This window comes from Calidithermus timidus DSM 17022 (genome assembly GCF_000373205.1).
Classification (GTDB): Bacteria; Deinococcota; Deinococci; order Deinococcales; family Thermaceae; genus Calidithermus; species Calidithermus timidus.
Window position 1 is genome coordinate 1 of the sequence record NZ_KB890700.1, and the last position, 25,915, is coordinate 25,915.

Consider the following 25,915-nt stretch of genomic DNA (forward strand, 5'->3'; position numbering starts at 1 on the left):
GGTCGTACACCGCGTCACCAGCCCTCGACGCTTGACCCAGGCCCTCTGGTATGGGCCATCGATTCCCCCTTGAGCCAACCTTTATTTTGTAACCTTCCGGTAACGTTGGGTGTTCTAGCCTGAGACCCGCCGCCTACAAGGTGCATGCGGCCAGCATCGTGTCCACACCGTCCTGGCGAGGGGGTGATACCAGATTCGGTCAGTTCGTTCCCGAATGGGAACGCCGCCCCGCCAAGGCGGGGCGGTCGACCGAAGGGAGTGCTCTAGGATTCAAAAAGATAGCCTCTTGAATCCGGTATGAGAGGTTGGTTGTGTTGTGTTCAGGGCCCTCAGGCATTTTCTCTTGCATTAGCACAATAGGAGCAGCTTATGGTAGAAAAGCACGAAAGTGTAAAGGGCGTGCCGTGCTGTCCCGATCTGCAAGCCAAGCCCACTTGTGATTTTCTGGATTTCCACTACCGCCAGATTCACCCCACCACCGTTGTCGTGGGCGACCGTCGCCAGACGGTGCAGGTCGAGGTGCTCATCCACGCTCGGCTCGAGCGCTGCGCGGGGCCGCTGGAGGTGGGCGACCTGGCCTACTCCACCACCCTCTTTCCCGGAGAGAAGGTGCGGCTGTTCACCTCCGACCGCCGCACCCGCTTCACCTTCGACTCGGCCTCGAAGCTCAGTTACCGCAACGAGCAGACCCAGGAGGAACATTTCTACATGGCCAGCATGGACCGCTCCATGTCCGACCTCTCCATTCGCGACAGCAGCCGCTCGAGGAACGTATCGCAGGGCAGCGCCGAGAGCCATGCCGAGACCAGCGGTTTTTTCGAGACCATCTTCTCGGGGCCGTCGGTGGGGGTCAGCGGCAGCTACAACGCCTCTTCCACCAGCGAGTTCCTGCGCGAGCTGAAGCAGCACGCCGAGGCCTCGCACAGTCGCTCGGAGATGGCCACCAGGGCTGCGAGCTCGGTTTCGATGGGCGAGGTCAGCACCCGCTCGCACGCCGAGGGAGAGACCGAGGACCACTTCGAGTCCAGCAGCCGGGAATTCAAGAACCCCAACCGCTGCCGGGCGATCACCTTCTACTTCTACCGCATCAACAAGACCCAGACCATTCGCTTCACCCTCGAGGCCATCCGCCGCCGGGTGATCGACCCCGCCGTCAATACCCAGGTGGCGCTCAACCCCCAGGTCTCCAGGGGCCAGCTCTCGGTGATCCCCCAGGCCGTGCTGGCCAGCGACGAAAACCGCCTGAAGGTCGAAGAGCTCGCGCGCCAGAGCGCCTTGCGACAGGCAGGTCTGAGCGGGGCGGGCGAGGTCGGGGCGCGGGCTGCGGCCTTCGGCGCGGTCGCGCTGGTTCAGGCACCCGCCGTCGAACCCCTGCCCCTGGCGGTCAAGGAGCGGGCCCTGCGGCAGGTGGACCAGGACCTGGTGAGGGCGGGGCTGCTGGACAAGGTGGGCGGGCAACTCAGCCCGGAGGCCAGGCTCGAGTTCTCCTTCGAGCGCAAGACCTCCTTTCCCACCCCTGGCCTCTTCGTGCGCGGCTGTCTGGACGAGTGCAGCATCTGTGAGCCCGAACTCGAGGAGCAGATCAAGCTCGAGCTCGAGAACTTGCGCCTGAAGAACGAGCAGCTCAAGCGCCAGATCGAGCTGATGGACAAGGACCAGGAGCACCGCTGCTGCCCCTGCCCGGAGACTGCTCCGGCGTAGGTGTCGAAAGCTTTTCCCCACAGGCCACAAGCTCCCTACATCCGTCACCCGACACCGATCCTCGAGGGCTTATGCTCGGGTCATGCGACTGGTTGCCGTGTTTGGCTCGGCTCGTTCGGCTGTGCACACGCCGCAGTATCGTGAAGCCTATGCCTGGGGGCGGGCGGTGGCTCAAGCGGGGTTTGGGGTAGTCACCGGGGGTTATAACGGCTCGATGGAGGCCGTCTCGCACGGGGCCAAGGAGGCCGGGGGCCTGGTGGTGGGGGTGACGGCGCCGCCGCTGTTTCCCACGCGCAAAGGCCCCAACGCCCATGTGGACCTGGAGATTCCCGCCCCCACCCTGCTCACGCGCATCGAGCGGCTGTTGGACGTGGCGGTGGGTTACCTGGTGCTGCCGGGTGGGGTAGGCACCCTCACCGAGCTGATGGCGGCCTGGAACGTGGCCATGATCGCCCACATGCACGGCCAGCCCTACCGCCCCGTGGGGGTGCACGCGAGCTGGATGGAGCTGTTGCGGCCCCGGCTCGAGATCGCCCCCGAGCACCTCGAGCTGTTGAGCGTGCTGGAGAGCCTGGAGGACGTCGAGCGCTTCCTCGGTCGCTTGCCTGGCTGAGCCCGGACTGTTGCGACGGGCTTCAAAGCCCAGGCTGGGTGAGGCGGGTGCTGGGCGCGAGGGCCGCACCGGCGTGGGCGAGCCCGTAGGCCACGAAACCCGCCAGGGCCGCGAAGCCCACGCCAGTGCGGGCCAGGCCGGTCTGGGGGTCGAAGGACTCGCAGGCGTAGCCGTGGTCGAGGGGGGCCTGCTCGAGGGCCAGCACCGCCTCCGCCGCGCTGCGCCGCAGCCCCGAGAGCATGCGGTTGACCAGGCTGAAGCCCGAGGGGAAGGGGAAGTGGGCCGAGCCCTCCCCCACGAAGCGGGCGCGGTAGTGGTGGGGGTTCTCCTCCGACATGATCCACAAGGCGGTGGCTTGCCACACGAAGTCCTCGCGGCTGGCGAAGCCCAGGTGGGGTAGCAGCATCAGGCTCCCGGCGGGCTCATCGCCCCAAACGAAGCCCCCGCCCGGCTCGAAGGCGAACACGAAGCGCCCGCCCTGCACCGCCTGGCGGTAGAGGCTCTCGCGGATCTGGCGGGCCTCCTCGCGCAGGGCGGCGGGGTCGGGGGTGAAGGGGGCCAGCCGGTTCAGCGCCACCGACCACAACGCGTTGTCGTAGGTCAGGTAGGGGTGGGGCACGGGGTCGTCGGTGGGGGAGAGGAAGGTGCGGTAGAGGGGCAGGCTGGGGTGGCGCTCGCGCCGCACCCGCTCGAAGACCCACTCCAGCGGCTCGCGCAGCTCGGCCAGCAGCTCGGGGTCGGGGCCGCCCTCGAGGTAGCGCGCCAGCGCCAGGGGGTAGGCCGCGGCCTGGTCGAGCTCGAAGCCGGGGTAGAGTGGGGGCCCGCCGAGGTACTGCGCGTGCTCGCCGGGCCAGCGCGCGTAGCGCCGGAAGGCCGCCCGCAGCACCTGCCGCGCCCGGGGCCGATCGGCCTGCAAGAGCGCGGGGAAGAACCACAGCAAGGCGTCGCGCGACCAGTAGGCCCCCGAGACGTAGTAGTGCGGGCTGCGCGAGGTCAGGAGCACGGGCTCGCCCTCGAGGCTGTCGGCCTGGGCGTAGAAGTAGGCCAGCAGCAGGTGCCGCCGGTAGCCGTGCTCCAGCGGCCCCGCGTAGCCGCCGGTGAGGGCGAAGATCTTGCGCCGGGTGGCCTCGAGCAACCCCTCCCAGCCCACCCGCCGCAGGTGCAGCGCGGTGGTGCGGGCCCCGTCGGCCTCGGGGGCCACCCCCACGTAGAGCGTGGCCGGCCCGGCGCTCCACTCCATGGCGAACTGTTCCCCCCACTCGAGCTGGCTGGGCTCGCGGTCGGCTTGGAACCCCAGCGCCAGCAGGGTGCGCTCGGTGCGGGCCTCGAGCACGTGGCTCCTGGTCCAGGGGTCGTGGGTGGCGCGGAAGAAGACGTCTACCGTCTCCTCGCGGAAGCGGCGCAACCCCAGGTGGGCCACGCGGCCCAGCACCCGCAGCGGGCCGGGCTCTTTGGGCTCGAGCCGCAGCGCGAAGCCGCGCTCACCCCAGGGGGCCAGCAGCGTCACGGTGCAGGCCAGGCTCTCCCACACCGGGATCCAGTCGTCGAGCAGGCGGCCCTCCCAGCCCTGCCCCTGCACCTCCAAAAGCGGCTCGCCCACCAGATCGAGCAGGCCGTTGAGGCCCAGCGAGGCCACCCCCAGCCGCAGCAGGCGTGGAGCTTCGGGGTGGGCCTCGAGGTGGAGCTCGAGGTTGCCGGTGGGCCGATGGGCGGGGGGGTCCTCGAGCACGGGGGCGGGGGTCATGAGTTCGGCCATAGGGCACTCATCCGATCCTGAGCAGCCGCATCGCGTTCCCCGCGAAGATCAGGCGTTGGTGCGCCTCGGGGATGCCCACCTCTACCGCCGCGCGGTACTGCTCCTCGAAGTACTTCAGCACCCAGCCCCGCGGGAACCAGGAGGCGTCGGTACCGAAGAGGATGCGCTCGGGGCCGAAGAGCTCGTAGAAGCGGCGGAAGAGGTCCTTGAGCGTGGGTTCGGGCCACAGGTAGCGCCGCCACTCGTTGTTGCCCGAGGTGTCCACGTAGACGTTGTCGCAGGCCCACATCAGTTGGAGTAGGTCGTTGAGGTAGCCGCAGCCGAAGTGCGGCACGATGAAGGGCACCGTGGGGTAGCCCTTGGCCACCTCGTGTAGCCGCATGGGGCTGATGTTGACCCCATCGGCGATCCCGCCGCCCCCGCCCAGCGGCCCGAAGTGGATAAGCACCGGGATCTGCAACTCCTCGCAGACCCGCCACAAGGGGTCCAGGTCGGGGTCGTCGAGGGGCCGCAGCAGCGCGCTCCCGAAGAGCTTGAGCCCCTTAAGGCCCAGCTCCTCTACGCTCCGGCGCAGCTCGGCCGCGGCCTCTGGCCGGAAGGGGTCGGCCTCAAAGGCGAAGCCGTGGAGCTTGGGGTAGGGCCTCAGGGTTTCGGCCAGGCGCTCGTTGCCGCCGCCGGTGAGGAACACCAGCCCCAGCAGCCCGTAGCGCTCCACCTCCTCCGCGTAACGCCGCGCGCACTCTGCCGGGCTGGGCTGGGGCGAGTCCGGGAGCGGGAAGCCGTAGGCCCTCCACCAGCCCTCCTGCGCCTTGGCGTTGCGCTCGTTCCACAGTGCCAGCTTCTCGGCCCCGTAACGCTGTGCCAGGCGCGTTCCCCACGCCCCCCACAGGTCCTCTGAGTACCGGCATCGCCGGGGGCCGGATGGCCCTTCACTGCCCGAGTAGGGCAGGTGCAGATGCATGTCGAAGACGGGTAAGGGCAGTTTCATGCGCGCTTCTGCCCTTCGAGGAAGTGCCGGATCTGGTCCGTCGGTACGGCCAGCCCCACAGAGAAGGCCATGCCGATGAAAGCCCGGATGACCTGCTCCAGAGCAGTACCCACCAGGGGTCTCAGCGCGGGCGTGGGGAAGCGGCTGAGGTTCATGGCGCTATTGTGACAGAGGGATTCGGCGGGCGGGAAGGGTCGAGGGCTAAGGGCCAGGGCATCTTGCGTCTCGCGCTCGGCGCCGGCCGTTCTGCGGTAATCTAAACCGCATGAGCCTCATCACCGGCGTTCACCACGTAGGTTTCAGCGTACCCAACCTCGACGAAGCCCTGCAGTTCTTCACCGAAGTCCTGGGCTTCGAACTCCTCAGCCACGGCGCCCTGCCTACCCCCGACGACCCCATCGCCGAGCAGTTCGATGTCGAGCCCGATGAGTCCGTTCGCTTCGCCTTCCTCAAGGCGGGTGGCGACACCATCGAGCTCGTCGAGTGGACATCGCCGCGCCAGCAGCGCCAAATGCCGCGCAACCCCGATTGGGGCGGGCGGCACCTGGCACTCAAAACCGGTGGGCTCGAGCAGACCCTCGCCCGCCTGCGCACCGTGCCCGGTGTGCGCATCCTGAAGCCCAGGGGTGAGCGCTTCGTCTACGTGCAGACGCCTTTTGGGATGTACCTCCAACTCATGGCTCCCAACGCCTGATACCAGGCTCGAGTAGGCAGTCTCCCTTCCAAGGACGCTACTGCCCTCCGCTGCGCGGACCATCCCGAATCCGGTATCAGACTACCTCAGCCCGCTTGCGCTGGCTGGGGTCGAGCACCCGCTTGCGCAGGCGCAGGCTCTTAGGCGTGACCTCGAGCAGCTCGTCGGGGGCCAGGAACTCCAGGGCCTCCTCGAGCGTGAACTTGCGGGGCGGGATCAGGCGGATGTTCTCATCGGAACCGGCGGCGCGGATGTTGGTGAGCTTCTTGTTGATGCAGACGTTGACGTTGAGGTCGTTATCGCGGGAGTTCTCGCCCACGATCATACCCACGTAGACCTCGGTGCCGGGGTCGATGAAGAAGCTGATGCGCTCCTGTAGGCGGTGGAGGCTGTAGGCGAAGGCCACGCCCGCCTCCATCGCCACCGCGCTGCCGGTGGTGCGGGTCTCGAGCGCGCCCACGTGCGGAGCGTAGCCGTGGAAGCTGTGGCTCATCACGCCCTCGCCCGCCGTGAGGGTGAGGAAGAGGGTGCGGAAGCCGAAGAGGGCCCGGGCCGGGACGGTGAACTCGGCGCGAACCCGACCGGAGTCTTGCTCCATGTGCACCATCTGGGCCTTGCGGGTGCCCAGCGCCTCCATCACGGGGCCGAACTTAGCCTCGGGCACGTCCACTACCAGGTACTCGTAGGGCTCGTGCACTTGGCCACCCACTTCCTTCAGCAGCACGCTGGGCTGGCCCACGCTGAACTCGAAGCCCTCGCGGCGCATGGTCTCCAGCAGCACGCTCAGGTGCAGCTCGCCGCGCCCGTGCAGCTCGAAGGTATCGGGGGTAACCTCGATGACCCGCAAGGCCACGTTGGTCTCGAGCTCCTTCAAAAGCCGCTCGCGGATCTGACGGCTGGTGACGAACTTACCCTCTCTGCCCGCGAAGGGTGAGGTGTTGGGGGTGAGGGTGATGCTCACGGTGGGCTCGTCCACCGCCAGGCGGGGCAGGGCTTCGGGAGCCTCCTTGGCGGCGAGGGTGTCGCCGATCTCCACGCCTTCCATGCCCGCGATGGCCACGATGTCGCCGGGGGCCACCTCCAGGACCTCGAGGCGCTCGAGCCCCTGGTGGGTGAAGGCCGCCACCACCTTGGCGTCACGGCTCCCGTGCTCACCCACGATGCTGATGACCTGACCCTTGCGCACGCTGCCGCGGTGCACCTTGCCGATGGCGATCTTGCCCAGAAAGCTGGAGTAGTCGAGGTTGGCCACGCGCAGTTGGAAGGGGCCCTCCTCGACCTTGGGGGCGGGGATGTGGCTGAGGATGACCTGGAAGAGGTCCTCGAGCCCGTCCTTCTTCTCCTTCAGCCAGGCCGCGCCTTCGCGCCCGATGGCGTAGAGGTAGGGGAAGTCGAGCTGCTCCTCGGAGGCCCCCAGCTCGGCCATGAGGTCGAAGGTCTCGTTCAAGACCTCGTCGGGACGCGCATCGCGCTTATCGACCTTGTTGATGACCACGATGGGCTTGAGCCCCGCCTCGATGGCCTTCTTGAGCACGAAGCGGGTCTGGGGCATGGGGCCTTCGGCGGCATCGACGAGCAGGAGGACCCCGTCCACCATGCTCAAGGCCCGCTCGACCTCCCCGCCGAAGTCGGCGTGGCCGGGGGTATCGACGATGTTGATCTTCACGTCATTCCACACGACGGCGGTGTTCTTGGCCAGGATGGTGATGCCGCGCTCGCGCTCGAGGTCGTTGGAATCCATGATGCGCTCGCCCGCTGCGTCATGACGGGAGAGGGCCTTGGCCTGCTTGAGCATGGCGTCGACGAGCGTGGTCTTGCCGTGATCCACGTGCGCGATGATCGCGATGTTTCTGAGTTCCATACCGCTCCTCTTGAGGGGATTGGGTTGCCTCTCCCCGACCTCGAGGAACGGCAACGGCACAACCTTCGTAGTCTACTGGCCGCAAAGGGGTTTGTATAGAAGGGAGAACAGGCGAGCACCCGACGGCGTTTGGCGTCTTGCCTACGACGTAGGGCTCATGGCGCCCGGCAGCAGCGCACTATAATCACACTGATCATGCCCGCAAGCGCTCCCCGTCCCGCCCGGCTGAGTAAGGAGGAGTGGCTCGAGCTGGAGAAGCAGACCGGTTCGCGCTACGAGTACCTCGACGGCTTTGTGTACGCGATGGCTGGGGAGAGCCGCACCCACAACGACATCGTCGTGAACATCACCCTCGCGCTGGCCCAGAAAGCCAGGGTCGAGGGCTGTCGGCTCCAGGTCGAAAACATGAGGACCTGGGTCAAAGCGCTCAACCGCTACTACTACCCCGACGTAGTGATCAGCTGCGGCACCGAAGCGCACGAAAGCGAAATTCACGAGCCCTGCTTCATCGTGGAAGTGCTGTCGGAGACCACCGCCGACAAGGACCGGCGGGAGAAGCTCGAGGCCTACTTCAAAATCCCCACCCTCGAGACCTACGTGCTGGTCTCGCAGGACGAGAAGCGGGTGGGGGTTTATCAGCGAACCCGCTGGAACTTGGTGTGGAGCGAGTTGATCAACGACGGTGAACTCGAGGTCGCCTGTTTGGGGGAGGCCCTCAGCCTCGAGCAGATCTACGCCGGGCTGGCCGTTGCTGAGGTTATCGGGCGAGCAACCTGAACCCCTGAGCCCCCGCGGCTGAAGGGGCCCGGCAAGCTGGACCCGTCGCTACCCGAGGTAAACGCAGGGGTCGGGAGAATCCGCCTTGGGCGCTTCGGTGTTCTCTTCCCGAAAGCTCATCAGCATCAGCAGGAAGGTCTCGGTGGAAGACGCTTCACCCTGGCGGATCTCCGAGGCGATGGTCTTGGCGAGCTTGGGCAGCAACTGGCTCAGCGCCTGTTCGGGGTCTTCGGTGTGGGGCAAGACAGCCAGTAGCTTTTCCATAGGGAATTAGCCTACACCCACCCCGCCCGACCCTTTGTGCCTAGCATTGACTTCTGCTTTCAAAGTGATATCATTTTGCTAACAGGAGGCACCATGACACCTATCCCCATCGTCGTAGGATTCATCACCGCGGCTACGGGGCTGCTGGGCGGGGGTGAGGCCGCCGCCCAGGAGGTGGTGCTCGAGACCCCCACCGGAAAGCTCTACGCCACCCTCGAGCTGCCCGCCGCCAACCCGCCGTACCCGGTGGCCCTCATCCACCCCGGTTCCGGTCCCACCGACCGCGACGGCAACAACCCGCTGCTTCCCGGGAAGAACGACAGCCTAAAGCTGCTGGCCGAGGGACTCGCCGCACAGGGCATCGCCAGCCTGCGCGTGGATAAGCGGGGCATCGGCAAGAGCGCCGGCGCACTGGCCAGCGAGGAGGACGTGCGCCTGGAGGGCTTCGTCGAGGACGCGGCGGCCTGGCTCGAGTGGCTGCGTCGCGACGGGCGCTTTGGCAAGCGAGCGGTGATCGGGCACAGCGAGGGCTCGCTCATCGGGATGCTCGCCGCCCAGCGGGCCGGGGCCGATGCCTTCGTCTCGCTGGCGGGGCCGGGCCGCCCGCTGGGGCAGATCCTGCTCGAGCAGCTCAAGCCACAGCTTCCCCCCGCCATGTACCAGGAGGCCGAGCGGGTGGTGAAGGAGCTCACGGCCGGGCGTGCCGTGCCCGAGGCCGGCATCCAGCTCCCCCCGCAGCTCACGGCGCAGCTCTTCCGCGCCAGCGTGCAGCCCTACTTAATCTCGGTCTTCCGCTACGATCCCGCCCGGGAACTCGCTAAGCTGAACGTCCCGGTGCTCGTCGTGCAGGGCACCACCGACCTCCAGGTGAGCCCCGCCGAGGCCGAGGCCCTGGCCGCCGCCAACCCCAAGGCCCAGAAGGTGCTCGTCGAGGGCATGAACCACGTGCTCAAGCGCGCTCCCGCCGACCCCCAAGCTAACCTCGCCGCCTACAGCGACCCCAAGCTGCCGCTGGCCGAGGGCCTGTTGGCGGTCGTGGTAGGCTTCCTGCAGGCTTCGCTCTAAACACACCCACACTGCCTATCACCAACGCTTATAGGAGGCCATAATGAACATCACCCGCGAGAAGAGGGCCCTGGCGCTGCCGGGGATTCTGGGACTGATCCTGGTACTGGGGCTGCTGGCCTGGGGCGGCTTGCAGTTGCGTGACTTCGCCCTCGAGGTCATCGGCAGCCGCGCGAACGAGCCGGCCGAGCTGCCCACACTGCTGTACGGGGTAGGTTCCATCGTGCTGAGCTTCATCCTGATGGGGGGCTTCTTGGTGGTGCAGCCCAATGAGGCGCGCGTCCTCACCTTCTTGGGCAAGTACACCGGCAGCATCACCCGCGACGGCTGGTACTGGGTCAACCCCTTTGCCAAGAAGCACAAACTCAGCCTGAAGGTCAACAACTTCAACTCCGAGCGGCTCAAAGTCAACGACGCCGCCGGAAACCCCATCGAGATCGCGGCGGTGATCGTCTGGCGCGTCACCGACAGCGCCCGCGCCACCTTCGACGTGGAGGACTACCAGGAGTTCGTGGCCATCCAGTCCGAGACTGCCATTCGTGCCCTGGCCAGCCGCTACCCCTACGACACCCACGACAGCACCGAGTCTCTGCGCGGCAACCCCGACGAGGTGGGCGACGAGCTGCGCAAGGAGCTGCATAAGCGCCTCGAGATCGCCGGCATCGACGTGCTCGAGGCCCGCATCTCCCACCTGGCCTACGCCCCCGAGATCGCCCAGGCCATGCTGCGCCGCCAGCAGGCCCAGGCGGTGATCGCTGCACGGCAGAAGATCGTCGAGGGCGCAGTGGGCATGGTCAAGCAGGCCCTCGAGCAGCTCAGGAACGAGGGAGTGGTGGACCTCGACGAGGAGCGCAAGGCCGCCATGGTCAACAACCTGCTGGTGGCTTTGGTCTCCGAGTCGGAGGCCTCGCCCATCATCAACACGGGCAGCCTGTACTGAGCGCTGGCGGCTCGGGGAGCACATACCCCGCTAAGCCACAGGTCACACACCACGGGCTACGGACTGCCTTCTATGGCCGAGAAGAAGAAGTTCCTCTTGCGCATCGACCCAGAGCTCTACGAGGCGCTCGAGCGCTGGGCCAACGACGAGTTCCGCAGTGTCAACGCCCAGATTGAGTTCGTGCTGCGGGAGTCGGTGCGCAGGGCGGGACGGTTCAGAACGAAAACCCAGCCCGAGCCCGAGGATCCAGCGAAGGGCCATCCGGCCCCCGGCGATGCCGGTACTCATGCGAAGGAGGACTGAAGCGAGATGACCAAGCAGCGCATCGGCGGGAGGGTCGGCGGCCTCAGAGCCGGCTATGACGTCAACCTAACCTGGGACGGCACCTGCCTCACAGGCCGCGTCGGCGGGGCGCACCAGGGCAAGGACGTTTGCCTCAGCCTCGGCGACGGTCGGGTGAGCGGGCGGGTTGGGAGCAAGCGCGCCGGATTCGAGGTGCGAGGCACTCTGGGATCGCGGGCCCTGAACCTGCGCCTGGGCGGGGCCATCCTCGGCAAGGACCTGCGGCTTGAGCTTGGCCGCACCCATTTCACCGGGCGGCTGGGCGGCCTGAAGATCGGGCACGACGTGAGCCTCAAGGCCACCGTGCCCAACCGCCTCAGTGGGCGCATTGGGGGGCGCTGGGACGGCAAGGATGTGCACCTCAGCAGCACCGCGCCGCTCGAGATCGCCGCCCTGGCCGCCGTGATCGCCTTCTATGCACTCGCACTCGAGCAGAACCACAGCTTCAGCGTTGCCGCCTCCAGCTGAGGGTGTCATGGTCTGGCTCAAGGCCCTGCTCTCGCCTTTGACCTCGCCTTCCAGGACGGCGAAGGGACTATTCCTGCGCCGAGTGCTTCAAAAAGTTCGCCCTGGTCGTACCTGAAATAGCTGGCGCAACAGGGGCTATGGTAAGAAACAGAAATCTGAGCAAATCCGATAGGGAGAAAATCCAATCCTTCTTATTGAACAACTTAGAAAACTGGATGGTGCTTCGGGTATCAAAAACCGTTTGCCAAAAAGCCTTTGACCTATGCCAAAAACACCCCCTAAAAGGGGCGGATGCCGTTCACCTGGCCGCTGCTCTGGCCATGCAAACGTTTCGTAAATTGCTGTTCTTTACCCTAGACAAAACCCTGTACCAAGCCGCCAAAAAAGAAAAAGTTCCGGTCGTAGTGGTCCCGGAGTTTGGACGTGGCCGGTAGACAGACCTTCCGCATCCTCATCATCGTCAACCGCAAGCGTGAGTTTGCCGAGCTGGCCGAGGGGCGCTACACGGTGCGCGAGGAGGGTGACCCTTGCAAGGGGCCATCCACGTGCGGGCGCTGGGCGAGCACTTCCCCTTAAATCAGGCCGGAGGGTCGCTGCCACAGCACCTCGAGGGCCTCAGCGAAGCGGCTTCTGTCCGATGGATCCAAACGCTCGACACAAATAACCACCCCTCCTTGCATGATGACCCTTATCGCAATGCGCTGACCATCCCACCGATAAACAAGTCGACCCCAGTCCCAGTCATCGTAAATATCTGGGCGTCCTACAGCACGGAAGACCACCTCTTCTGATTGCGCCGCGTAGTTCTCTGGGTTGAGAAAAAATTGGCTGAGTGCCTCATCTGAGGTGGTTGCTGGTGGGTAAGAGGAGGGGGTTTTCATAAAAAAACAATAAACCGGGAGCCCAAAGGCCCCCGGTTTTTCTGGTCGGGGTGGCGGGATTTGAACCCACGACCACACGCACCCCAAGCGTGTGCGCTACCAGGCTGCGCTACACCCCGACGCACTTTCGCGCAGCAGCTCCATGCTTACCGCGCGTCCCATAGTCTAGCGACAAGCCTGTAATCGGTCAAGACATCCGAAACTCCTAAGAGTGGGGAGCCGACGCGTAGTCTAGCTTAGCCGGGTACTCCAGGGGCACAACGCAAAGCCATCTGGGGTCCTGTGCGGCCTCTGACGGCTGTATGCCCGTTGAGCTGAGGCTCAGTTAGCCCCGGAGTGTACGAAGGCCCGCAGTACGTCACTCACGGTGACGATGCCCACCAGCTTCTCTCCTGAGATCACCGGCAGCCCACCTACCTTGTTTTCCAGCATGAGCTTGGCGGCCTGCTCGAGGGTGGCGTCTTCGCCTATGGTGATCACCGGATAGCTCATCACCTCGCGCACGGGTAACTTGGCCACCAGGTAGTTGAGCTCCCAAATCGAAAGCGAGGTGGCATCGGAGGGCATGGCTTCCTTGAGGTCGCGGTCGGTAACGATGCCCACCAGCTTGCCACCCTCCAGCACCGGAAGGCGCCGGAAGCCTCCCTGTCGCATGAGAAGCGCAGCATCGGGCACGGTGGTCTCGGGGGTGATGCAGACGGGATTGAGGGTCATCCACTGCCGGATGGACGTCGATTTTTCACTGATCATCAAACCCACCTCCTCAGGTCGTGATCAATTCATACTGTGCGCTCCGGGCGGGCTGGGCCATAGGGCCAAACGCCCCAGCCCTCGAGTAGATTGGGGGTATGGACGTTCCGGAAGCCGACTGGTGGGCGGTGGGGTTGCATGTCGGAGGTGTGGATGAAGCCGGGCGCGGAGCCCTAGCGGGGCCGGTGGTGGCCGCGGCGGTGATCCTGCCACCGGGCAGGTATCCCTTTCGCGATTCCAAGACCCTCTCCCCCCGGCAGCGTCAGCACCTCGAGGCCCAGGTCCGGTGGGTGGCCTTGGCCTGGGGGGTGGGACTGGCCGAGCCCCACGAGATCGATGCCGTGGGCATTCTACAGGCTACCCACCTGGCCGCCGCGCGAGCCCTCGAGCAGCTTACCCCCCCACCCCAGGCCCTCATCACCGATTACCTGCACCTCTCGATCCCCTTGCCGCTGCGGGCTCCCGCCAAGGCCGACCGGGACTCCCCTACCGTGGCGGCAGCCAGCATCCTGGCCAAAGTAGCCCGCGACCGGCTGATGCTCGAGTTCGACGAACTCTATCCCCACTACGGCTTCGCCCGCCACAAGGGCTATGGCACCGCCGATCACCTCGAGGCCCTCGCCCGGCACGGCCCCTGCCCGCTTCACCGCAAAAGCTTTTCCCCGGTAGCCCAAGCAAGGCTGTTTGGCACACGAAGCTCAGGGAGAAATGAGCCAGATTTCATCTGAGCCGCTTATGGTTGAGAACGGAGGCAGCATGAAAACGCTCGTTCGTATCTTTCTTGCGCTATCGCTGCTGGGTCTGCTGTCGGCCTGCACCATTTACCTTCGCTCCAGCAGCCTCAGCCTTGGCTTTCGCGGAAGCTTCGACCTGAGCCCAATCCCCATCATCACCCGCCTCGAGCCCGACCGGGGTACCGGCGCCAGCTACCGCCCCGGCGAGCGCATCCGCTTCGTGATCAGCCTGACCCAAGCGGGTTACGTCACCCTGGTCAGCACCGAGGCCAGTGGCTACAGCAACACCCTGGGCACCTACTACCTCGAGGCCGGAACCACCCTGCTCCCCCCACCCGGACAGGGGGCGGATTACTACCTCGTCGATCCCGGCTCGCCCTATGGGCTCGAGCGCATCCGCGCCATCTATACCAACACCCAGCCCAGGGGGTATCTGAGCATCCGGGGCACCTTCAGCAATGACGAGTTCAACAACCAAATCCGCATCTACTTCGAGCGCAACCTGGCCCAGATCCGCGACGTAGCCGAGTCGTACTTTTACGTCAGCCCCTGAAGATCGGGAACTGTACCGTCCCCTGAGTACCGGCATCGCCGGGGGCCGGATGGCCTTTCACTACCTTGCCCGGAAGCGTCATGGGGCTGTTGCCGGGCAATGGCCGGGGGAATAGCCGCTCGCCCCTGGGGGAGAGCCGCTTCGTTACATTAAGTCGATGCGCCAGAAGCTGCTCGAGTCCTTCCGCTTCGCCCTGGAGGCCACCCACCCCTACCACCTGACCCGCCAGGCACTGCCCCAGACCCCGCCCACCCACGTGCTGGCGCTGGGGAAGGCGGCCTTCCCGATGCTCAAGGCTGTCAGCGACGCCTACGGGAGGGTGCCCGGCCTGGGCGTCACGCGTTACGGGCACCTCGAGCCCGGTGTCCACTTGCCAGGAATCGAGTTGCTCGAGGCGGGCCACCCGGTGCCCGACGAGCAGAGCCTGCTTGCGGGGGAACGGGTGCTCGAGTTCGTAGGGCGGCTCCACCCTTCCGACCACCTGCTGGTGCTGATCTCGGGCGGCGGGAGCGCTTTGGTGAGTGCTCCTTGGGGCGTTTCGAGCGAGGAGAAGCAGGCGCTCAGCCGGGCCCTGCTGGCCTCAGGGGCCGACATCCGGGAGGTCAACGCGGTGCGCAAGCACCTCTCGAGGCTCAAGGGTGGGCGGCTGGCGGCGGCTACCCGGGCGCGCGTCAGTAGCCTGCTCCTTTCCGACGTGCCCGGCGACGATCCTTCGGTGATCGCCTCCGGGCCCACCGTGCCCGACCCCAGCACCTTCGCCCAAGCCCTCGAGGTGCTGGAACGCTACGGCATCGAGAGCCCGGCGCGGGGACACCTCGAGCGCGGCGCACGCGGCGAGCTGCCCGAGACCCCTAAGCCCGGCGATCCCCTCTTCGCGCGGGTGGAGAACCGGCTCATCGGGGCGGCGCGGCACCTGTTGGCGGCGGCCCGCGCCTACTGGGAGGGGCAGGGCTACCCCGTGCTGACCCTCTGCGACCGCTTCGTGGGCGAGGCCCGCGAACTGGCCCGCTTCCACGCGGCGATGGTGCAGAGCATTCGCGAGGCGGGGCAACCGGTCGCTCCACCTGTAGTGTTGCTCTCCGGTGGCGAGGCCGGGGTGACGGTCAGGGGCTTGGGCAAAGGGGGGCGCAACCAGGAGTTTTTGCTGTGGCTGGCCTACTGCCTGGACGAGGGTGGAGTGTGGGCCATGGCCTGCGACTCCGATGGCATCGACGGCAACACCGAGGCGGCGGGAGCGGTGATTCATCCGGAGCTTTTGCATGGAAGCCGACGCCTCGAGGCCAAAGAGCGCCTCGCCAACAACGATGCCTACGGATTCTTCAAGGCCCACGGCGGCTTGGTGATCAGCGGGCCCACCCAGAACAACCTCAACGATTACCGGGTGATCGTCGTCGAGTAGATACGCCGAACCTCGAGCGCAAAGCGGGCTTGGGGGTTGTGGAAGCTCGCCGAACGTGCGGATTAAGCGGATCGAGGCTCGGCTACGCCCAGTGCCCACCCTCCTCCAGCGCCCGCCGGAACCAGCCCGGCACCTCGCCGCCGAAGCGCCTGTGGGCGAACTCGCGGGCGAACGCGCCGTAGCACCCCTCCCGGATGGCGGCCCTGGCCTGCTCCATCAGGCGGTGCAGGTAGCGCAGGTTGTGCAGCGAGAGCATGCGCAAGCCCAGCATCTCGTCGGCGCGGACCAGGTGGGCCAGATAGGCCCGACTGAAGTGGCGGCAGGCGTAGCAGTCGCACTCCGGGTCGATGGGGTTGGGGTCGTCGAGGTGGCGGGTGAGTTTGAGGTTGAGCCGCCCCTCGGGGATGAGGGCGTAGCCGAAGCGCCCGGTGCGGGTGGGGTACACGCAGTCGAACATGTCCACACCCAGCGCCACCGAGGCCACCAAATCCTCGGGGTGGCCCACCCCCATGAGGTAGCGGGGCTTGTGCTCGGGAAGGAGCCGGGTGGAGAGCTCCACCGCCGGGTACATGGCCTCCTTGGGCTCCCCCACCGCCAGCCCGCCGATGGCGAAACCGGGGGTGTCGAAGGGCACGGTGGCCTCGGCGCTCCGGCGGCGCAACCTCAGATCCACCCCACCTTGCGCGATGGCGAAGAGGGCCTGATCCGGGCGGGTCTTGGCTTTTAGGCAGCGCTCGAGCCAGCGCAGCGTGCGCTCGATGGACTCCTCGAGGTACTCGCGGGTGGCGGGGTAGGGTGGGCACTCGTCGAAGGCCATGATGACGTCGGCGCCCAGCGCCTCCTGCACGGCCACGCTCTTCTCGGGCGAAAGCTCGATGAGGTCGCCGTTGATGTGACTCTGGAACACCACCCCCTCCTCGCCGATGCGGCGCATATGGCCCAGGCTCATCACCTGGAAGCCGCCGGAGTCGGTGAGCCAGGGGCCAGGGTAGGCGGCGAAGCGGTGCAGGCCGCCCAGGGCCCGCACCCGCTCGGGGCCGGGGCGCAGCAGCAGGTGGTAGGTGTTGCCCAGAACGACCTGGCTGCCGATCTCCCGCAATTCCCGTGGACTGATTCCCTTCACGCTGCCCAGGGTGCCCACCGGCATGAACAGCGGGGTTTGCACGGGGCCGTGGGGGGTTTCGAACACGCCGGTGCGGGCGCGGCCGGCTCGAGCGGTGATCGCGAAAGAAAACACCCGGTATTCTAGCCGAACGCCGGGCGCCTTCGGCGAGAGGGCTGCTGAGGGGCTCGAGGGGGGCCGCCGTCTTTGGCCCTGCGTACGACGTAGGGCCCGCGCCGAACGCTCAGCCCTCGCCCGTTTCAGTCCAAATCCAGCGCGTAGGTCACCACCACTTCCTCCAGCGCGAAGCCCAGGCTGCGGTAGAGCTCCTGGGCGGCCTTCTCGTGGTCGTGGGCCCGCACCCGCAGCAGCTTGGCTCCGTGCTTGAAAGCCTCGCCGGCGGCTAGGCCCAGCATGGCCCGGCCAATTCCCCTTCCCCTGGCCTCGGGGATGGTGCCGATGTAGGCGATTTCGGCCTCGTCCTCGTCCATCTCGAGCTCTACCATCCCCACGGGCTTGTTGCCCTGGTAGGCCATGAACAAGCTGACCTCGGGGTCGGCGAAGTAGGCCTCGAGCTCGTCGTCTTCCCAACCCAGGCGCTGGCTCCAGCCGTCCTCGCATTTCCTGTAAACCTCACGGTAGTGCTCGGGGTTCACCGGCTCGGCCAGGACGATCTTCACACCCTTGGGGGGCGGGTAGGAGAGGTTGGTGGGGCCGATGCTGTAGAAGTAGGTGGTGTGCTGGGGGGCGAAGCCCGCCGCCTCGAGCATGGCCCGCAGGGGTTTGTTGGCTTCGTCGGGGAAGGCCAGCAGGGTGCGGCAGCCTTGCCTCTTGGCCTCGGCGATGGCGGCTTTGAGCAGGCCATCGTCGGGCTTGAGCAGCAGCGGGCCTTCCAGGGCCATCTCATCGTCGAGGGGGTGCAGCGCTAGGTAGCCCTGCACTTTGTCGTCTTTGTCGAGCACCCAGGCCGTGTCGCCATCTCCGGACATCCCCAGGATCTCCCAGGAGAGCCCTTCCTCTTGCCGCGCCTCGGGAGCCAGCACGCGCCTGGATGGGTCCTCGTCCATCCAGCGCAGCAGCTCGAGGATCTGAGGCATATCCTTTCGCGCAACCGGACGGATCATGAAACCAGTGTAGCACCGGGCTTCCCCCCTCCCGTTAGGGCCTCCTGCCCCACTGGCGCCAAAGCCCTTGCCCAGCGGGCCTCGAGCGTTACAATGCAGCCACAACCCCATGGCTCCCTCCTCCATCACCGTCATCCTCAATCCTGCCGCTGGTCGGGGGCGGGTGGGGCGCATGGCCTCCCAGCTCGAGGCCGCCCTGCGCGAGGTGGCCGGCGAAAAGCCGCTGAGACTGCTGCACACCCAGGCCCCCGGCAATGGGGTGATCCTGGCCCGGGAAGCCCCCGCCGGAAGCCGGGTGGTGGCGGTGGGCGGGGACGGCACGGTTCACGAGGTGATCCGGGGTATCGCCCACAGCGACAGAAGCTTGGGGGTGGTGCCCATCGGCAGCGGCAACGACTTCGCCCGCATGGTTGGCCTGCACGGGCTGAGCCTCGAGCACAGCCTGAGGGTAGCCTTGGGCGACAAGACCCAGGCTTTCGACCTGGGCGAGGTCAACGGCGAAGCCTTTGGAGCCAGTGTGGGTATCGGCTTCGACGCCCAGGTGGCCCACAAGGCCCTTTCGGCCCCCACCTTTTTGCGCGGGATGCCCCGCTACCTCTACTCCCTCTTCGCCGTGCTGCGCGAGCTGAAGCTGCCGGAGTTGACGCTCGAGGCCGAGGGAAAGGTCCTCTTCCAGGGCCGGGCCCTGCTCTCGGCCCTGATGAATGCCCGTACTTACGGCGGAGGCATCCCCATCACGCCCGGAGCCTCCCCTCACGACGGGCTTTTGAGCGTGTTGGTAGCGGGCGAGTTCTCCAAAATCGGGGTGCTGGGCATCCTGCCCCGCCTGTTGGCCGGAAAGCACCTGGGACATCCCCACGTCTACGAGTTCAGCGGCAGAAGCTTCACCGTGCGCTACGACCGCGCAACCCCCGCCCACGCCGACGGAGAGCTGTTGCAGACCCACAGCACCTACGAAGTGCGCATCCACCCCGCTGCGCTGCGGGTGGCGGTGCCTTGATCAGACCTTCCGAATTTTCATGCTCTGCACCTGCCCGGTTTCGGCGTTGATGCGGAACACCTTGTACTCCCGTGTGCGCGCCGCGTCGCCCAGGCTCAAGTAGGCGGTGGGCTCGCGCACCACGAAGCTCAGCGTCACCTCCCAGAAGCTCCCGTCCTGGCTCAGCTCCACCTCCTCCAGGCGCAGTTCGGGGATCTGCCGCTCGGTAAAAAGGCTCTGAATGTAGTCGTTGGCGATCTGCACAGCCTGCTTCACGTCGATCATGCCCTTATTGTGGCGCACGGGTAGGCCGGGCTGTGTAGGATAGGGCTGATGCAGCTCGGCTACTCCTTCTGCCCCAACGACACCTTCATCTTCTATGCCCTTTCCCACGGCAAGATCGCCACACCCGCCCCGGTGGTAGAGGTGTTGGAGGACGTCGAAACCCTCAATGTCTGGGCTATGGAAGGCAGGTTGCCCCTGACCAAGATCAGCTACGCCGCTTACGGACGCCTGCGCGAGCGCTACGTGGCCCTGCGCTCGGGCGGGGCGCTGGGGCGTGGGGTGGGGCCGCTGCTGGTGGCTAGGGAACCGCTGGGCGACCTGCGGGGCAAGCGCATCGCCATTCCCGGGCGCCACACCACGGCCTTCCTGCTGCTGAGCTTGCGCGACGAGGGTTTCATCCCCGTCGAGATGCGCTACGACCGCATCATGCCCGCCGTGCAGGCCGGCGAGGTAGACGCCGGCCTCATCATCCACGAGTCGCGCTTCACCTACCCTCGCTACGGGCTGGTCAAGGTGCTCGACCTGGGTGAGTGGTGGGAGGGCGAAACCGGTCTGCCGCTCCCCCTGGGCGCGATCCTGGCCCGGCGCGACCTGGGTGAGCCCACCATTCGCGCCCTCGACCGCGCCGTGAGGCAGAGCCTCGAGTACGCCTACGCCCACCCCCAGGAGACCGTGGCCTACATCAAGCAGCACGCCCTCGAGCTGGAGGACGAGGTGATCTGGGCGCACATCCGCACCTACGTCAACGATTTCTCGCTGGACGTGGGGGAGGAGGGCGAGCGCGCGGTGCGCGAGCTGTTTCGGCGGGCGGAGGGGCGGGGACTGCTGCCCAGACAGTCCCAGCCAGCTTTCCTGATTTAAGCGTGGCTTTTGTATCCCCGCACCCCGTACCAAATTGTGACAAAGCCGATAAAGTAAGACGTATGATTCCGGAGTTAGCGGGCATCAGCGACGAGGCCCGTGCCGAACTCGAGCAGATCTTCCACCCCTACACCGCCCGCCGGGGAGGGTATTTGTGTTATCCCGAGGACGAGGCGATGACCTTGTACTACGTCAAGGAGGGCTGGGTCCGACTGTTCCAGCTTGGGGGCAAGGAGGAGGAGATCACCCTCACCGTGGTGGGGCAGGGAGAGATCTTCGGCGAGGCGGCGTTGTTCACCGGGCACAAGTATGGGGTCTTCGCCGAGCCTTTGGTCGACTGCGAACTGCTCACCGCCGCGCGTGAAGACCTCGCGCGCGTGGCTAGCCGCTTCCCCGACACCCAGCGGGCGCTTTTGATCATGCTGATCCGCCGGCTACACCGGGCCGAGGAGCGCCTACGCGACCTGCGCTTTAAGGAGGTATTGCCACGTCTGGCCAAGACGCTGCTCGAGGTCATGCAGAAGGGTGAGGAGGGGCTGGAGATCGTGCTCACCCATCAGGACTTGGCCCACATCATCGGCTCGACCCGTGAGACGGTGAGCAAGGTGCTGGCCGACTTGGCTTTGGAGGATGTGCTCGAGCTGGGCTACCGTCGGATCCTGGTGCTCAAGCCGCAGGCTTTGCAGGAGATCTCGAGGTGAGGCTAGGCGACCCTAGACCCTAAGCCCTCGACTATAGCCCCAATAATGCCCCATTCCTCAATCTGGCTCGCGCAGCTAGGGTAGCTTAGTTGCCACATGTCCGAGATCACGCGCTTTCTCCCCTACGGCCTGGCCGATTTGCCGCGCCTGCTGGAGCAGCCCCGCGCAGCAGATCGCCCAGCGCTCTCGGCGGGGCTGCTGGCTTACCTGAAGCGACTGGGGGCCCCGCGTGAGGCGCTCGAGGCCGCCCGTAGGCTGGCCCATCCCAACAGCCGCGTCATCGTGACCGGGCAGCAGGCCGGGCTGCTCACCGGCCCCGGCTTCACCTTTTACAAGGCTCACACCGCTTTGGCCCTCGCCAAAGAGTACGACCGCCCCGACCGACCGGTGGTGGCCGTGTTCTGGGTGGCCTCGCAGGATCACGACACCGACGAGGTGCGTAGCGTGCGGATGCTCGGCTTCGACGAGCAGGTGCATACGCTGAGCCTCGAGCTGCCCCACGCCCGCCCCACCGGGCGCATTCCCTTCGCGCCGCATGTCGCCGCCGTGTGTGGGCTGCTCGAGCGCCTCAAGGGGGTGACCTCGGTGCAGCGGCGCGTTTGCGTAGCCCTCAAGGGGGAGTGGACCTATGCCGAGGTCTTCGCGCGGTTGATGCTGGAGTTCTTGGGCTATGAAGGCTTGGTGCTGCTCGACCCCATGGCCCCCGAGCTGGCGCCTTTGTTTGCCGGGGCGCTGCGACGGGAACTGAGCGACCCGCTGGCCTCCTCTGTGGCCATCAACCAGGCCGCCGAGGCCATGCGCGCGCAGGGGTTGCACCCGGTGCTGGGGCGGGGTGAGGCCGCCACCAACCTGTTTCTCGAGGGTGAGGACGGTCAGCGCCGCCTGCTGCGCTACCGCGAGGGATACTTCGACGACGGGCGGCGATGTTACAGCCGCGCCGACCTCGAGGCCCTGCTGGAGGACGACCCCTCCCGCCTGACCCCTGCCGCTGGGCTGCGCCCGGTGCTGCAGGACGCGGTGCTGCCCACCGCCGCCTTCGTGGTGGGGCCGGGCGAGCTGAAGTACGTGGCCGAGCTGGGCGGAGTCTACCGGCTGCACGGCCTCGAGCCCCCCGCCGTGGTCCGACGCCTGAGCGCGGTGGTGCTCGAGCCCCCCGTCAGGCGCATCCTGGAGAAGTACGGCCTCGATGCGTGGGCTTTTCAGGACGACCCCGAGACGCGTTTCCTGGAAGTTCTGGCTAAAGACGACGCCCGCGTGGCCGCCATCGAGCAAGCCCTGGGCCGCATCCGGGACGAATTCGAGCGGCTGAGGTCCCACCTCCTTGAAGCTCCTCTCCAGCGCCCCACCCACCGCGCCCAAGTGCGCATCGCTCACGAGCTCGAGCGGCTCAGGCACATCGTGCTGCAGACCGAACTGCGCCGTGAGGGCATCGCCCACAACCAGTTCGAGCGGCTGCGCTTGCACCTCACCCCCGACGGCGTGCCTCAGGAGCGGGTTTACCCTTTTCTGATGTACTTGCTCAAACACGGGGAAGTTCCCTTGAGGGCCTTGAAGCAAGCTTCATCCACCGGACGGGCGATCTTGGAGATCTAGCCAAAGGATGCAAGACTGTTGGGTGGGCTGCAAAAGTCCGCTTTTTTGTGCCCATCCCCGTCATGCTCCGACTCGGAAGCCAAGAACCCCTGCGCTCGCTGCGCCTCTCGGTCTGGGAGGGTGCGCTGGCGATCTTGTTCATCAACTGGAGTACCGGGGTGGTGGTCACCGGCTATGCCCTGTGGCTGGGGGCTAGCCCCGCCGCCTTGGCGGTGCTGGGGGCCATCCCCTTGCTCAGCCAGTTGGCTGCGCCCTTCGCCCTGATGTTCAAAGGCCAGCGCAAACCCTACACCATTTTGCTCGCCGGTTGGGGGCGGGCCCTCTTTGCCCTGGTGCTGCTGGTGCCCCTGCTTCCCGAGCCCCTGCGCATTCCCGCCTTTTTGCTCATCGCGGCGCTGAGCCAGCTGGTGGTCGCCCCGGTCAATGTGCTGTGGACGAGCTGGATGGCCGACCTGGTGCCCCCCAGGGAGCGAGGGCGCTACTTCGGCTTTCGCAACGCGGTACTGGGGCTGGTGGGCACGGTGGGCAACCTCAGCGCGGGGGCCTTCATCGACGCCATGCCCGATCCCTGGGGCTTCCTGATCGTGCTGGGGCTGGGGGTATTGCTCGGGATCATGGCTTCGCAGGTGCTGCGCTGGCAGCACGAACCGCCCCACGTGAGCTCGAGCGCCTCCGGTTCGCTACGCACGGCTCTGAGCGACCGCGTTTTCCTGGGGTTTTTGGGCTTCATCGGCTTGTGGTGGATGGCGGTGATGGTGGGAGGTCCCTTCGCCTTCCCTTACTTTCTACAATACGCCAAACTCAACTTCACCGAAGTGGGCCTGTGGACGCTTATCTCGGCTTCCTGCGGCCTGCTGTTCGGCCCGCTGTGGGGCCGCTTCGCCGATCGCTACGGGCATGGGGTGGTGCTGGTCTGGACCGGACTGGTGGGTTCTATCGTGCTGCCGGGGCTGTGGCTGTTGGGGGGGCCGGGGCACACCTTTCCCATCTGGCTCGCCGCCGTGGCCGACGCGCTGTGCTGGAGCGGCTTGGGGGCTGCCCAGACCAACGCGGCCCTGCAACAAGCTCCCGCCGTCCACCGGGGTGCATACCTGGCGGTGTTCGGCATCGTGGTGGGGGTGTGCGGGATGCTGGGCTCAGCCCTGGGCGGAGCGCTGGGCAGCTTGCACCTGGGCCCTAGCCCCTACCACCTTCCCATCGCAGCTTCCATCGTGCTCAGGACGCTGGCGGTGGGGTATTTGCTGTGGCTGAGAAGGGCTGATGGTCGATAGCCAGGAGCTGAGGTAATAATCTTGATGCTATGGTCGTGACCCGCATTGCGCCCTCTCCTACGGGCGACCCCCACGTTGGGACGGCTTACCAGGCGCTGTTCAACTACGTCTTCGCCAAGCAGCACGGCGGAAAGTTCATCGTGCGGATCGAGGATACCGACCGCACGCGCTACAACCCAACCTCTGAGCGACGAATACTGGAGATGCTCGAGTGGCTCGGGCTTTCCCCCGATGAATCCCCCCTCAAGGGCGGGCCCAATGGTCCTTACGTGCAGTCGCAGCGGCTTCATATCTACCACGAACACGCCCGGCGGCTGCTGGAGTCGGGGGCTGCCTACCGGGCCTTCGACACCCCAGAAGAACTCGCCGCCGCCCGCGAGGAGGCCCGCAAGGCTGGAAGGCAGGAGCAGGGCTACAACCGCCGCTACCGCGACTACCCCCGCGAAGAGGCTGAGCGCCGGGCGGCGGCCGGGGAGCCCCACGTCATCCGGCTCAGGGTGCCCCTGGAGGGCAAGACTGTCGTCAACGACCTGCTGCGCGGGCCAATAGAGTTCGACAACGCCCAGCTCGACGACAAGGTGCTGCTCAAGGCCGATGGCTACCCCACTTACCACCTCGCGGCCATGGTAGATGACCACCTCATGGGCGTGACCCACGTCATCCGGGCCGAGGAATGGCTCACCAGCACGCCCTTTCACGTCCTGCTCATCAAAGCCTTCGGCTGGGAGGAGCCGGTGTGGTGCCATACCCCGCTGCTGCGCAATCCCGACAAGACCAAGCTCTCCAAGCGCAAGATGGACACCAGCGTGGACAGCTACCGCGCTCAGGGCATTTTGCCCGAGGCTTTGCTCAACTACCTGGGCACCATGGCCTGGAGCATGCCCGACGGGCGGGAGATCTTCAGCGTGGCCGACATGATCGAGCACTTCGACCTGCGGCGCATCAGCCTGGGCGGCCCGGTATTCGACCTGGCCAAGCTCAAGTGGATGAACGGTAAGTACATCCGCGAGGTGCTCTCGTTGCAGGAGCTGGCCGTGCGGCTCAAGCCCTTCCTCGAGGCCGCCGGCTACACCTACCCCTCCGAGGCCTACCTCGAGCAGGTCATCACGGCCATGCGGGCCCGCTTCGAGACGCTGTCGGAGTTCGTGCAGAAGGCGGTCTACTTCTTCCGCGAAGACTACCCCATGCAAGAGAAGGCCAAGGCCAAGCTCGAGGAAGGCCGCGCTTTTCTGGGTGAGCTGCGCGAACTCCTCGCCTCCTTGCCCAACTTCCTCCCCGAGACCACCGAGCCTGCGCTCAAGGGCTTCGCTGAGGCCAAGGGCCTCAAGGCCGCCGCGGTGATGCAGCCCCTGCGGGCCGCCCTCACCGGATCGCTCGAGACCCCCGGCATGTTCGACCTGCTGATGATCTTGGGCAAGGAGCGGGTGCTCGAGCGGCTGGCAAGGGCGCTAAAAGCGTAGCACCCAGCAGCTCTCAGCGAGGATGAACAGGCTTCAGGCTCGAGAGGAAAGGCTCGAGCTCCAGTCCGGCCAGGCTGGGCAACAGCACGTCGGCCTGGCGGAGGTCCTGGTGACGGGTGAGGGGGTTGGGAACGGCGATGGTGAACATCCCTGCGGCCCTTGCGGCCCTGACCCCGTTGAGGGAGTCCTCCACGGCCACGCACTCTGCCGGAGCGACTTGCAGAGCCTCCGCTGCCTTCAGAAACAGCGCGGGGTCGGGTTTGGTACGCGCGACGTACTCGCGGGTGATCACGTGGTCAAAAGCCTGGAGGAGGTGGTGCTGCTCGAGGTGTCCGAGCACCCAGGCGGCGGAGGAACTCGAGGCCACCGCCAGCTTCAACCCCAGTTTCCTGGCCTGCTCGAGGCACTCCGGCACGCCGGGGAGGGGCTCGAGCTGAGCGAGCAGGCTGTGGAGCACTTCCTGGCGCTCCCGGTCGAAGGCCTCGCGGTCGTAGGGGCCGATTTGGGCCTCGAGGTGGGCGTAGAGGTCGAAGACCGGCTCGGCGGTGCCTATGAGGGGAAGGTAGTCGTGCAGGGTAAGCTCGCCGCCGTAGCGGGCGTAGGCCTGGGTCCAGGCGGTGTACTCGGCCTGCTCGGTGTCGAGGATGGTGCCGTCGAAGTCGAAGACCAGGGCTTTCATTGGGGTTGAGCCTAGCGCCTGAGCAGATCTGGGTCAACGGTTGCTCCACCGGTACACCGGGCCGGATACGCGCA

At 66.4% G+C, this 25,915-nt stretch carries 30 protein-coding genes and 1 tRNA gene; 19 read left to right on the plus strand and 12 right to left on the minus strand.

Translation table 11 applies throughout. The features are described 5' to 3' along the window. Nucleotides 1-369: 369 nt before the first annotated feature. Both B047_RS0112945 and B047_RS0112950 read left to right on the plus strand, forming a co-directional pair. Nucleotides 370-1,701 carry a hypothetical protein gene (locus B047_RS0112945; protein WP_018467393.1) on the plus strand — a complete coding sequence of 444 codons (1,332 nt, stop codon included), beginning with the start codon at nt 370-372 and terminating at the stop codon, nt 1,699-1,701. An 82-nt stretch (nt 1,702-1,783) separates the two neighbouring features. Continuing rightward, a complete protein-coding gene (locus tag B047_RS0112950) occupies nt 1,784-2,314 on the plus strand; it encodes an LOG family protein (protein ID WP_018467394.1) in 531 nt (176 codons plus the stop codon). 22 nt (nt 2,315-2,336) lie between these two features. Here B047_RS0112950 and B047_RS0112955 read toward each other — a convergent pair whose 3' ends face one another. From B047_RS0112955 to B047_RS17970, 3 genes are read right to left on the minus strand one after another with little or no spacing between them, the layout of a single operon-like run. After that, a complete protein-coding gene (locus B047_RS0112955) occupies nt 2,337-4,070 on the minus strand; it encodes a glycoside hydrolase family 125 protein (protein ID WP_018467395.1) in 1,734 nt (577 codons plus the stop codon). 7 nt (nt 4,071-4,077) lie between these two features. Continuing rightward, a complete protein-coding gene (locus B047_RS16820) occupies nt 4,078-5,058 on the minus strand; it encodes an amidohydrolase family protein (protein WP_018467396.1) in 981 nt (326 codons plus the stop codon). Continuing rightward, nucleotides 5,055-5,213: a hypothetical protein gene (locus tag B047_RS17970; protein ID WP_018467397.1), complete on the minus strand. Its 159-nt coding sequence runs from the start codon at nt 5,211-5,213 to the stop codon at nt 5,055-5,057. Before B047_RS17970 ends, B047_RS16820 begins: the two co-directional genes overlap by 4 nt. 110 nt (nt 5,214-5,323) lie before the next feature. Here B047_RS17970 and B047_RS16825 point away from each other — a divergent pair, with 110 nt between their 5' ends. After that, nucleotides 5,324-5,752 (plus strand): VOC family protein, encoded by a 429-nt coding sequence (locus B047_RS16825; RefSeq protein ID WP_018467398.1) that lies wholly within the window; start codon nt 5,324-5,326, stop codon nt 5,750-5,752. A gap of 76 nt (nt 5,753-5,828) precedes the next feature. On the opposite strand, the gene typA is transcribed toward B047_RS16825, so the two are convergent. Beyond that, on the minus strand, nt 5,829-7,613 hold the full coding sequence (gene typA, locus B047_RS0112975; protein WP_026234873.1) for a translational GTPase TypA: 1,785 nt from the start codon (nt 7,611-7,613) through the stop codon (nt 5,829-5,831). Between the two features lie 195 nt (nt 7,614-7,808). On the opposite strand from typA, the gene B047_RS0112980 reads away from it, so the two are divergent. Then, nucleotides 7,809-8,390 (plus strand): Uma2 family endonuclease, encoded by a 582-nt coding sequence (locus B047_RS0112980; protein ID WP_018467400.1) that lies wholly within the window; start codon nt 7,809-7,811, stop codon nt 8,388-8,390. Between the two features lie 48 nt (nt 8,391-8,438). Here B047_RS0112980 and B047_RS0112985 read toward each other — a convergent pair whose 3' ends face one another. After that, nucleotides 8,439-8,654, minus strand: a complete 216-nt coding sequence (locus B047_RS0112985; RefSeq protein ID WP_018467401.1) for a hypothetical protein — start codon at nt 8,652-8,654, stop codon at nt 8,439-8,441. A 93-nt stretch (nt 8,655-8,747) separates the two neighbouring features. On the opposite strand from B047_RS0112985, the gene B047_RS0112990 reads away from it, so the two are divergent. The 6 genes from B047_RS0112990 (at nt 8,748) to B047_RS18470 (ending at nt 12,045) form a co-directional block, all read left to right on the plus strand. Beyond that, a complete protein-coding gene (locus B047_RS0112990; RefSeq protein WP_018467402.1) occupies nt 8,748-9,719 on the plus strand; it encodes an alpha/beta hydrolase in 972 nt (323 codons plus the stop codon). A 43-nt stretch (nt 9,720-9,762) separates the two neighbouring features. Further along, nucleotides 9,763-10,659 carry an SPFH domain-containing protein gene (locus B047_RS0112995; protein WP_018467403.1) on the plus strand — a complete coding sequence of 299 codons (897 nt, stop codon included), beginning with the start codon at nt 9,763-9,765 and terminating at the stop codon, nt 10,657-10,659. Nucleotides 10,660-10,731: 72 nt separating this feature from the next. Then, a complete protein-coding gene (locus B047_RS0113000; RefSeq protein WP_018467404.1) occupies nt 10,732-10,962 on the plus strand; it encodes a type II toxin-antitoxin system antitoxin in 231 nt (76 codons plus the stop codon). Nucleotides 10,963-10,968: 6 nt separating this feature from the next. Continuing rightward, complete coding sequence (locus B047_RS0113005) at nt 10,969-11,469, plus strand: hypothetical protein (protein ID WP_018467405.1); 501 nt, start codon at nt 10,969-10,971, stop codon at nt 11,467-11,469. Between the two features lie 137 nt (nt 11,470-11,606). Beyond that, nucleotides 11,607-11,903 carry a PIN domain-containing protein gene (locus B047_RS17975; RefSeq protein WP_157205932.1) on the plus strand — a complete coding sequence of 99 codons (297 nt, stop codon included), beginning with the start codon at nt 11,607-11,609 and terminating at the stop codon, nt 11,901-11,903. Further along, nucleotides 11,893-12,045: a hypothetical protein gene (locus B047_RS18470; RefSeq protein ID WP_018467406.1), complete on the plus strand. Its 153-nt coding sequence runs from the start codon at nt 11,893-11,895 to the stop codon at nt 12,043-12,045. The genes B047_RS17975 and B047_RS18470 overlap by 11 nt, the downstream gene beginning before the upstream one ends. On the opposite strand, the gene B047_RS17680 is transcribed toward B047_RS18470, so the two are convergent. The 3 genes from B047_RS17680 to B047_RS0113020 all read right to left on the minus strand — a co-directional run bounded on the left by B047_RS17680 (nt 12,042) and on the right by B047_RS0113020 (nt 13,100). Beyond that, complete coding sequence (locus B047_RS17680; RefSeq protein ID WP_084784995.1) at nt 12,042-12,350, minus strand: hypothetical protein; 309 nt, start codon at nt 12,348-12,350, stop codon at nt 12,042-12,044. The genes B047_RS18470 and B047_RS17680 overlap by 4 nt on opposite strands. A gap of 42 nt (nt 12,351-12,392) precedes the next feature. Continuing rightward, a tRNA-Pro gene (locus B047_RS0113015) sits at nt 12,393-12,469 on the minus strand. Between the two features lie 202 nt (nt 12,470-12,671). Beyond that, complete coding sequence (locus B047_RS0113020) at nt 12,672-13,100, minus strand: CBS domain-containing protein (protein WP_026234874.1); 429 nt, start codon at nt 13,098-13,100, stop codon at nt 12,672-12,674. Between the two features lie 98 nt (nt 13,101-13,198). Here B047_RS0113020 and B047_RS16830 point away from each other — a divergent pair, with 98 nt between their 5' ends. The 3 genes from B047_RS16830 to B047_RS0113035 all read left to right on the plus strand — a co-directional run bounded on the left by B047_RS16830 (nt 13,199) and on the right by B047_RS0113035 (nt 15,786). Continuing rightward, entirely contained in the window at nt 13,199-13,828 is a 630-nt protein-coding gene (locus tag B047_RS16830; protein ID WP_018467408.1) for a ribonuclease HII, read from the plus strand. A gap of 28 nt (nt 13,829-13,856) precedes the next feature. Continuing rightward, the gene (locus B047_RS0113030) at nt 13,857-14,387 is read left to right on the plus strand and encodes a DUF4384 domain-containing protein (protein WP_018467409.1); all 531 of its coding nucleotides are present in this window, start codon (nt 13,857-13,859) and stop codon (nt 14,385-14,387) included. 157 nt (nt 14,388-14,544) lie between these two features. Next, nucleotides 14,545-15,786, plus strand: a complete 1,242-nt coding sequence (locus B047_RS0113035) for a glycerate kinase type-2 family protein (protein ID WP_018467410.1) — start codon at nt 14,545-14,547, stop codon at nt 15,784-15,786. A gap of 82 nt (nt 15,787-15,868) precedes the next feature. Here B047_RS0113035 and tgt read toward each other — a convergent pair whose 3' ends face one another. Then, a complete protein-coding gene (tgt, locus tag B047_RS0113040) occupies nt 15,869-17,023 on the minus strand; it encodes a tRNA guanosine(34) transglycosylase Tgt (protein WP_018467411.1) in 1,155 nt (384 codons plus the stop codon). A 125-nt stretch (nt 17,024-17,148) separates the two neighbouring features. Beyond that, the gene (locus tag B047_RS0113045; protein WP_026234875.1) at nt 17,149-18,012 is read right to left on the minus strand and encodes a GNAT family N-acetyltransferase; all 864 of its coding nucleotides are present in this window, start codon (nt 18,010-18,012) and stop codon (nt 17,149-17,151) included. 109 nt (nt 18,013-18,121) lie between these two features. Here B047_RS0113045 and B047_RS0113050 point away from each other — a divergent pair, with 109 nt between their 5' ends. Beyond that, entirely contained in the window at nt 18,122-19,012 is an 891-nt protein-coding gene (locus tag B047_RS0113050; protein ID WP_018467413.1) for a diacylglycerol/lipid kinase family protein, read from the plus strand. Here B047_RS0113050 and B047_RS0113055 read toward each other — a convergent pair whose 3' ends face one another. After that, nucleotides 19,013-19,276 (minus strand): hypothetical protein, encoded by a 264-nt coding sequence (locus tag B047_RS0113055; protein WP_026234876.1) that lies wholly within the window; start codon nt 19,274-19,276, stop codon nt 19,013-19,015. A gap of 48 nt (nt 19,277-19,324) precedes the next feature. Between B047_RS0113055 and B047_RS0113060 the strand changes: the two genes are divergently transcribed. The 5 genes from B047_RS0113060 to gltX all read left to right on the plus strand — a co-directional run bounded on the left by B047_RS0113060 (nt 19,325) and on the right by gltX (nt 25,162). After that, complete coding sequence (locus tag B047_RS0113060; RefSeq protein WP_018467415.1) at nt 19,325-20,137, plus strand: menaquinone biosynthesis family protein; 813 nt, start codon at nt 19,325-19,327, stop codon at nt 20,135-20,137. 62 nt (nt 20,138-20,199) lie between these two features. Beyond that, a complete protein-coding gene (locus tag B047_RS0113065; protein WP_018467416.1) occupies nt 20,200-20,838 on the plus strand; it encodes a Crp/Fnr family transcriptional regulator in 639 nt (212 codons plus the stop codon). Nucleotides 20,839-20,934: 96 nt separating this feature from the next. Next, nucleotides 20,935-22,431, plus strand: coding sequence for a bacillithiol biosynthesis cysteine-adding enzyme BshC (gene bshC / locus B047_RS0113070; protein WP_018467417.1), 1,497 nt, complete (start codon nt 20,935-20,937; stop codon nt 22,429-22,431). Between the two features lie 62 nt (nt 22,432-22,493). Beyond that, the gene (locus tag B047_RS0113075) at nt 22,494-23,702 is read left to right on the plus strand and encodes an MFS transporter (protein WP_040779924.1); all 1,209 of its coding nucleotides are present in this window, start codon (nt 22,494-22,496) and stop codon (nt 23,700-23,702) included. Between the two features lie 29 nt (nt 23,703-23,731). Further along, on the plus strand, nt 23,732-25,162 hold the full coding sequence (gene gltX, locus B047_RS0113080; protein WP_018467419.1) for a glutamate--tRNA ligase: 1,431 nt from the start codon (nt 23,732-23,734) through the stop codon (nt 25,160-25,162). Nucleotides 25,163-25,175: 13 nt separating this feature from the next. Here gltX and B047_RS0113085 read toward each other — a convergent pair whose 3' ends face one another. Then, a complete protein-coding gene (locus tag B047_RS0113085) occupies nt 25,176-25,841 on the minus strand; it encodes an HAD family hydrolase (RefSeq protein WP_018467420.1) in 666 nt (221 codons plus the stop codon). Nucleotides 25,842-25,915: the final 74 nt, after the last annotated feature.

Bases quoted from the DNA above. Each gene is read 5' to 3' on its own strand.
- B047_RS0112945 (WP_018467393.1), top strand. From the start codon at position 370: ATGGTAGAAAAGCACGAAAGTGTAAAGGGCGTGCCGTGCTGTCCCGAT.
- B047_RS0112950 (WP_018467394.1), top strand. From the start codon at position 1,784: ATGCGACTGGTTGCCGTGTTTGGCTCGGCTCGTTCGGCTGTGCACACG.
- B047_RS0112955 (WP_018467395.1), bottom strand. From the start codon at position 4,070: ATGGCCGAACTCATGACCCCCGCCCCCGTGCTCGAGGACCCCCCCGCC.
- B047_RS16820 (WP_018467396.1), bottom strand. From the start codon at position 5,058: ATGAAACTGCCCTTACCCGTCTTCGACATGCATCTGCACCTGCCCTAC.
- B047_RS17970 (WP_018467397.1), bottom strand. From the start codon at position 5,213: ATGAACCTCAGCCGCTTCCCCACGCCCGCGCTGAGACCCCTGGTGGGT.
- B047_RS16825 (WP_018467398.1), top strand. From the start codon at position 5,324: ATGAGCCTCATCACCGGCGTTCACCACGTAGGTTTCAGCGTACCCAAC.
- typA (WP_026234873.1), bottom strand. From the start codon at position 7,613: ATGGAACTCAGAAACATCGCGATCATCGCGCACGTGGATCACGGCAAG.
- B047_RS0112980 (WP_018467400.1), top strand. From the start codon at position 7,809: ATGCCCGCAAGCGCTCCCCGTCCCGCCCGGCTGAGTAAGGAGGAGTGG.
- B047_RS0112985 (WP_018467401.1), bottom strand. From the start codon at position 8,654: ATGGAAAAGCTACTGGCTGTCTTGCCCCACACCGAAGACCCCGAACAG.
- B047_RS0112990 (WP_018467402.1), top strand. From the start codon at position 8,748: ATGACACCTATCCCCATCGTCGTAGGATTCATCACCGCGGCTACGGGG.
- B047_RS0112995 (WP_018467403.1), top strand. From the start codon at position 9,763: ATGAACATCACCCGCGAGAAGAGGGCCCTGGCGCTGCCGGGGATTCTG.
- B047_RS0113000 (WP_018467404.1), top strand. From the start codon at position 10,732: ATGGCCGAGAAGAAGAAGTTCCTCTTGCGCATCGACCCAGAGCTCTAC.
- B047_RS0113005 (WP_018467405.1), top strand. From the start codon at position 10,969: ATGACCAAGCAGCGCATCGGCGGGAGGGTCGGCGGCCTCAGAGCCGGC.
- B047_RS17975 (WP_157205932.1), top strand. From the start codon at position 11,607: ATGGTAAGAAACAGAAATCTGAGCAAATCCGATAGGGAGAAAATCCAA.
- B047_RS17680 (WP_084784995.1), bottom strand. From the start codon at position 12,350: ATGAAAACCCCCTCCTCTTACCCACCAGCAACCACCTCAGATGAGGCA.
- B047_RS0113020 (WP_026234874.1), bottom strand. From the start codon at position 13,100: ATGATCAGTGAAAAATCGACGTCCATCCGGCAGTGGATGACCCTCAAT.
- B047_RS16830 (WP_018467408.1), top strand. From the start codon at position 13,199: ATGGACGTTCCGGAAGCCGACTGGTGGGCGGTGGGGTTGCATGTCGGA.
- B047_RS0113030 (WP_018467409.1), top strand. From the start codon at position 13,857: ATGAAAACGCTCGTTCGTATCTTTCTTGCGCTATCGCTGCTGGGTCTG.
- B047_RS0113035 (WP_018467410.1), top strand. From the start codon at position 14,545: ATGCGCCAGAAGCTGCTCGAGTCCTTCCGCTTCGCCCTGGAGGCCACC.
- B047_RS0113045 (WP_026234875.1), bottom strand. From the start codon at position 18,012: ATGATCCGTCCGGTTGCGCGAAAGGATATGCCTCAGATCCTCGAGCTG.
- B047_RS0113050 (WP_018467413.1), top strand. From the start codon at position 18,122: ATGGCTCCCTCCTCCATCACCGTCATCCTCAATCCTGCCGCTGGTCGG.
- B047_RS0113055 (WP_026234876.1), bottom strand. From the start codon at position 19,276: ATGATCGACGTGAAGCAGGCTGTGCAGATCGCCAACGACTACATTCAG.
- B047_RS0113060 (WP_018467415.1), top strand. From the start codon at position 19,325: ATGCAGCTCGGCTACTCCTTCTGCCCCAACGACACCTTCATCTTCTAT.
- B047_RS0113065 (WP_018467416.1), top strand. From the start codon at position 20,200: ATGATTCCGGAGTTAGCGGGCATCAGCGACGAGGCCCGTGCCGAACTC.
- bshC (WP_018467417.1), top strand. From the start codon at position 20,935: ATGTCCGAGATCACGCGCTTTCTCCCCTACGGCCTGGCCGATTTGCCG.
- B047_RS0113075 (WP_040779924.1), top strand. From the start codon at position 22,494: ATGCTCCGACTCGGAAGCCAAGAACCCCTGCGCTCGCTGCGCCTCTCG.
- gltX (WP_018467419.1), top strand. From the start codon at position 23,732: ATGGTCGTGACCCGCATTGCGCCCTCTCCTACGGGCGACCCCCACGTT.
- B047_RS0113085 (WP_018467420.1), bottom strand. From the start codon at position 25,841: ATGAAAGCCCTGGTCTTCGACTTCGACGGCACCATCCTCGACACCGAG.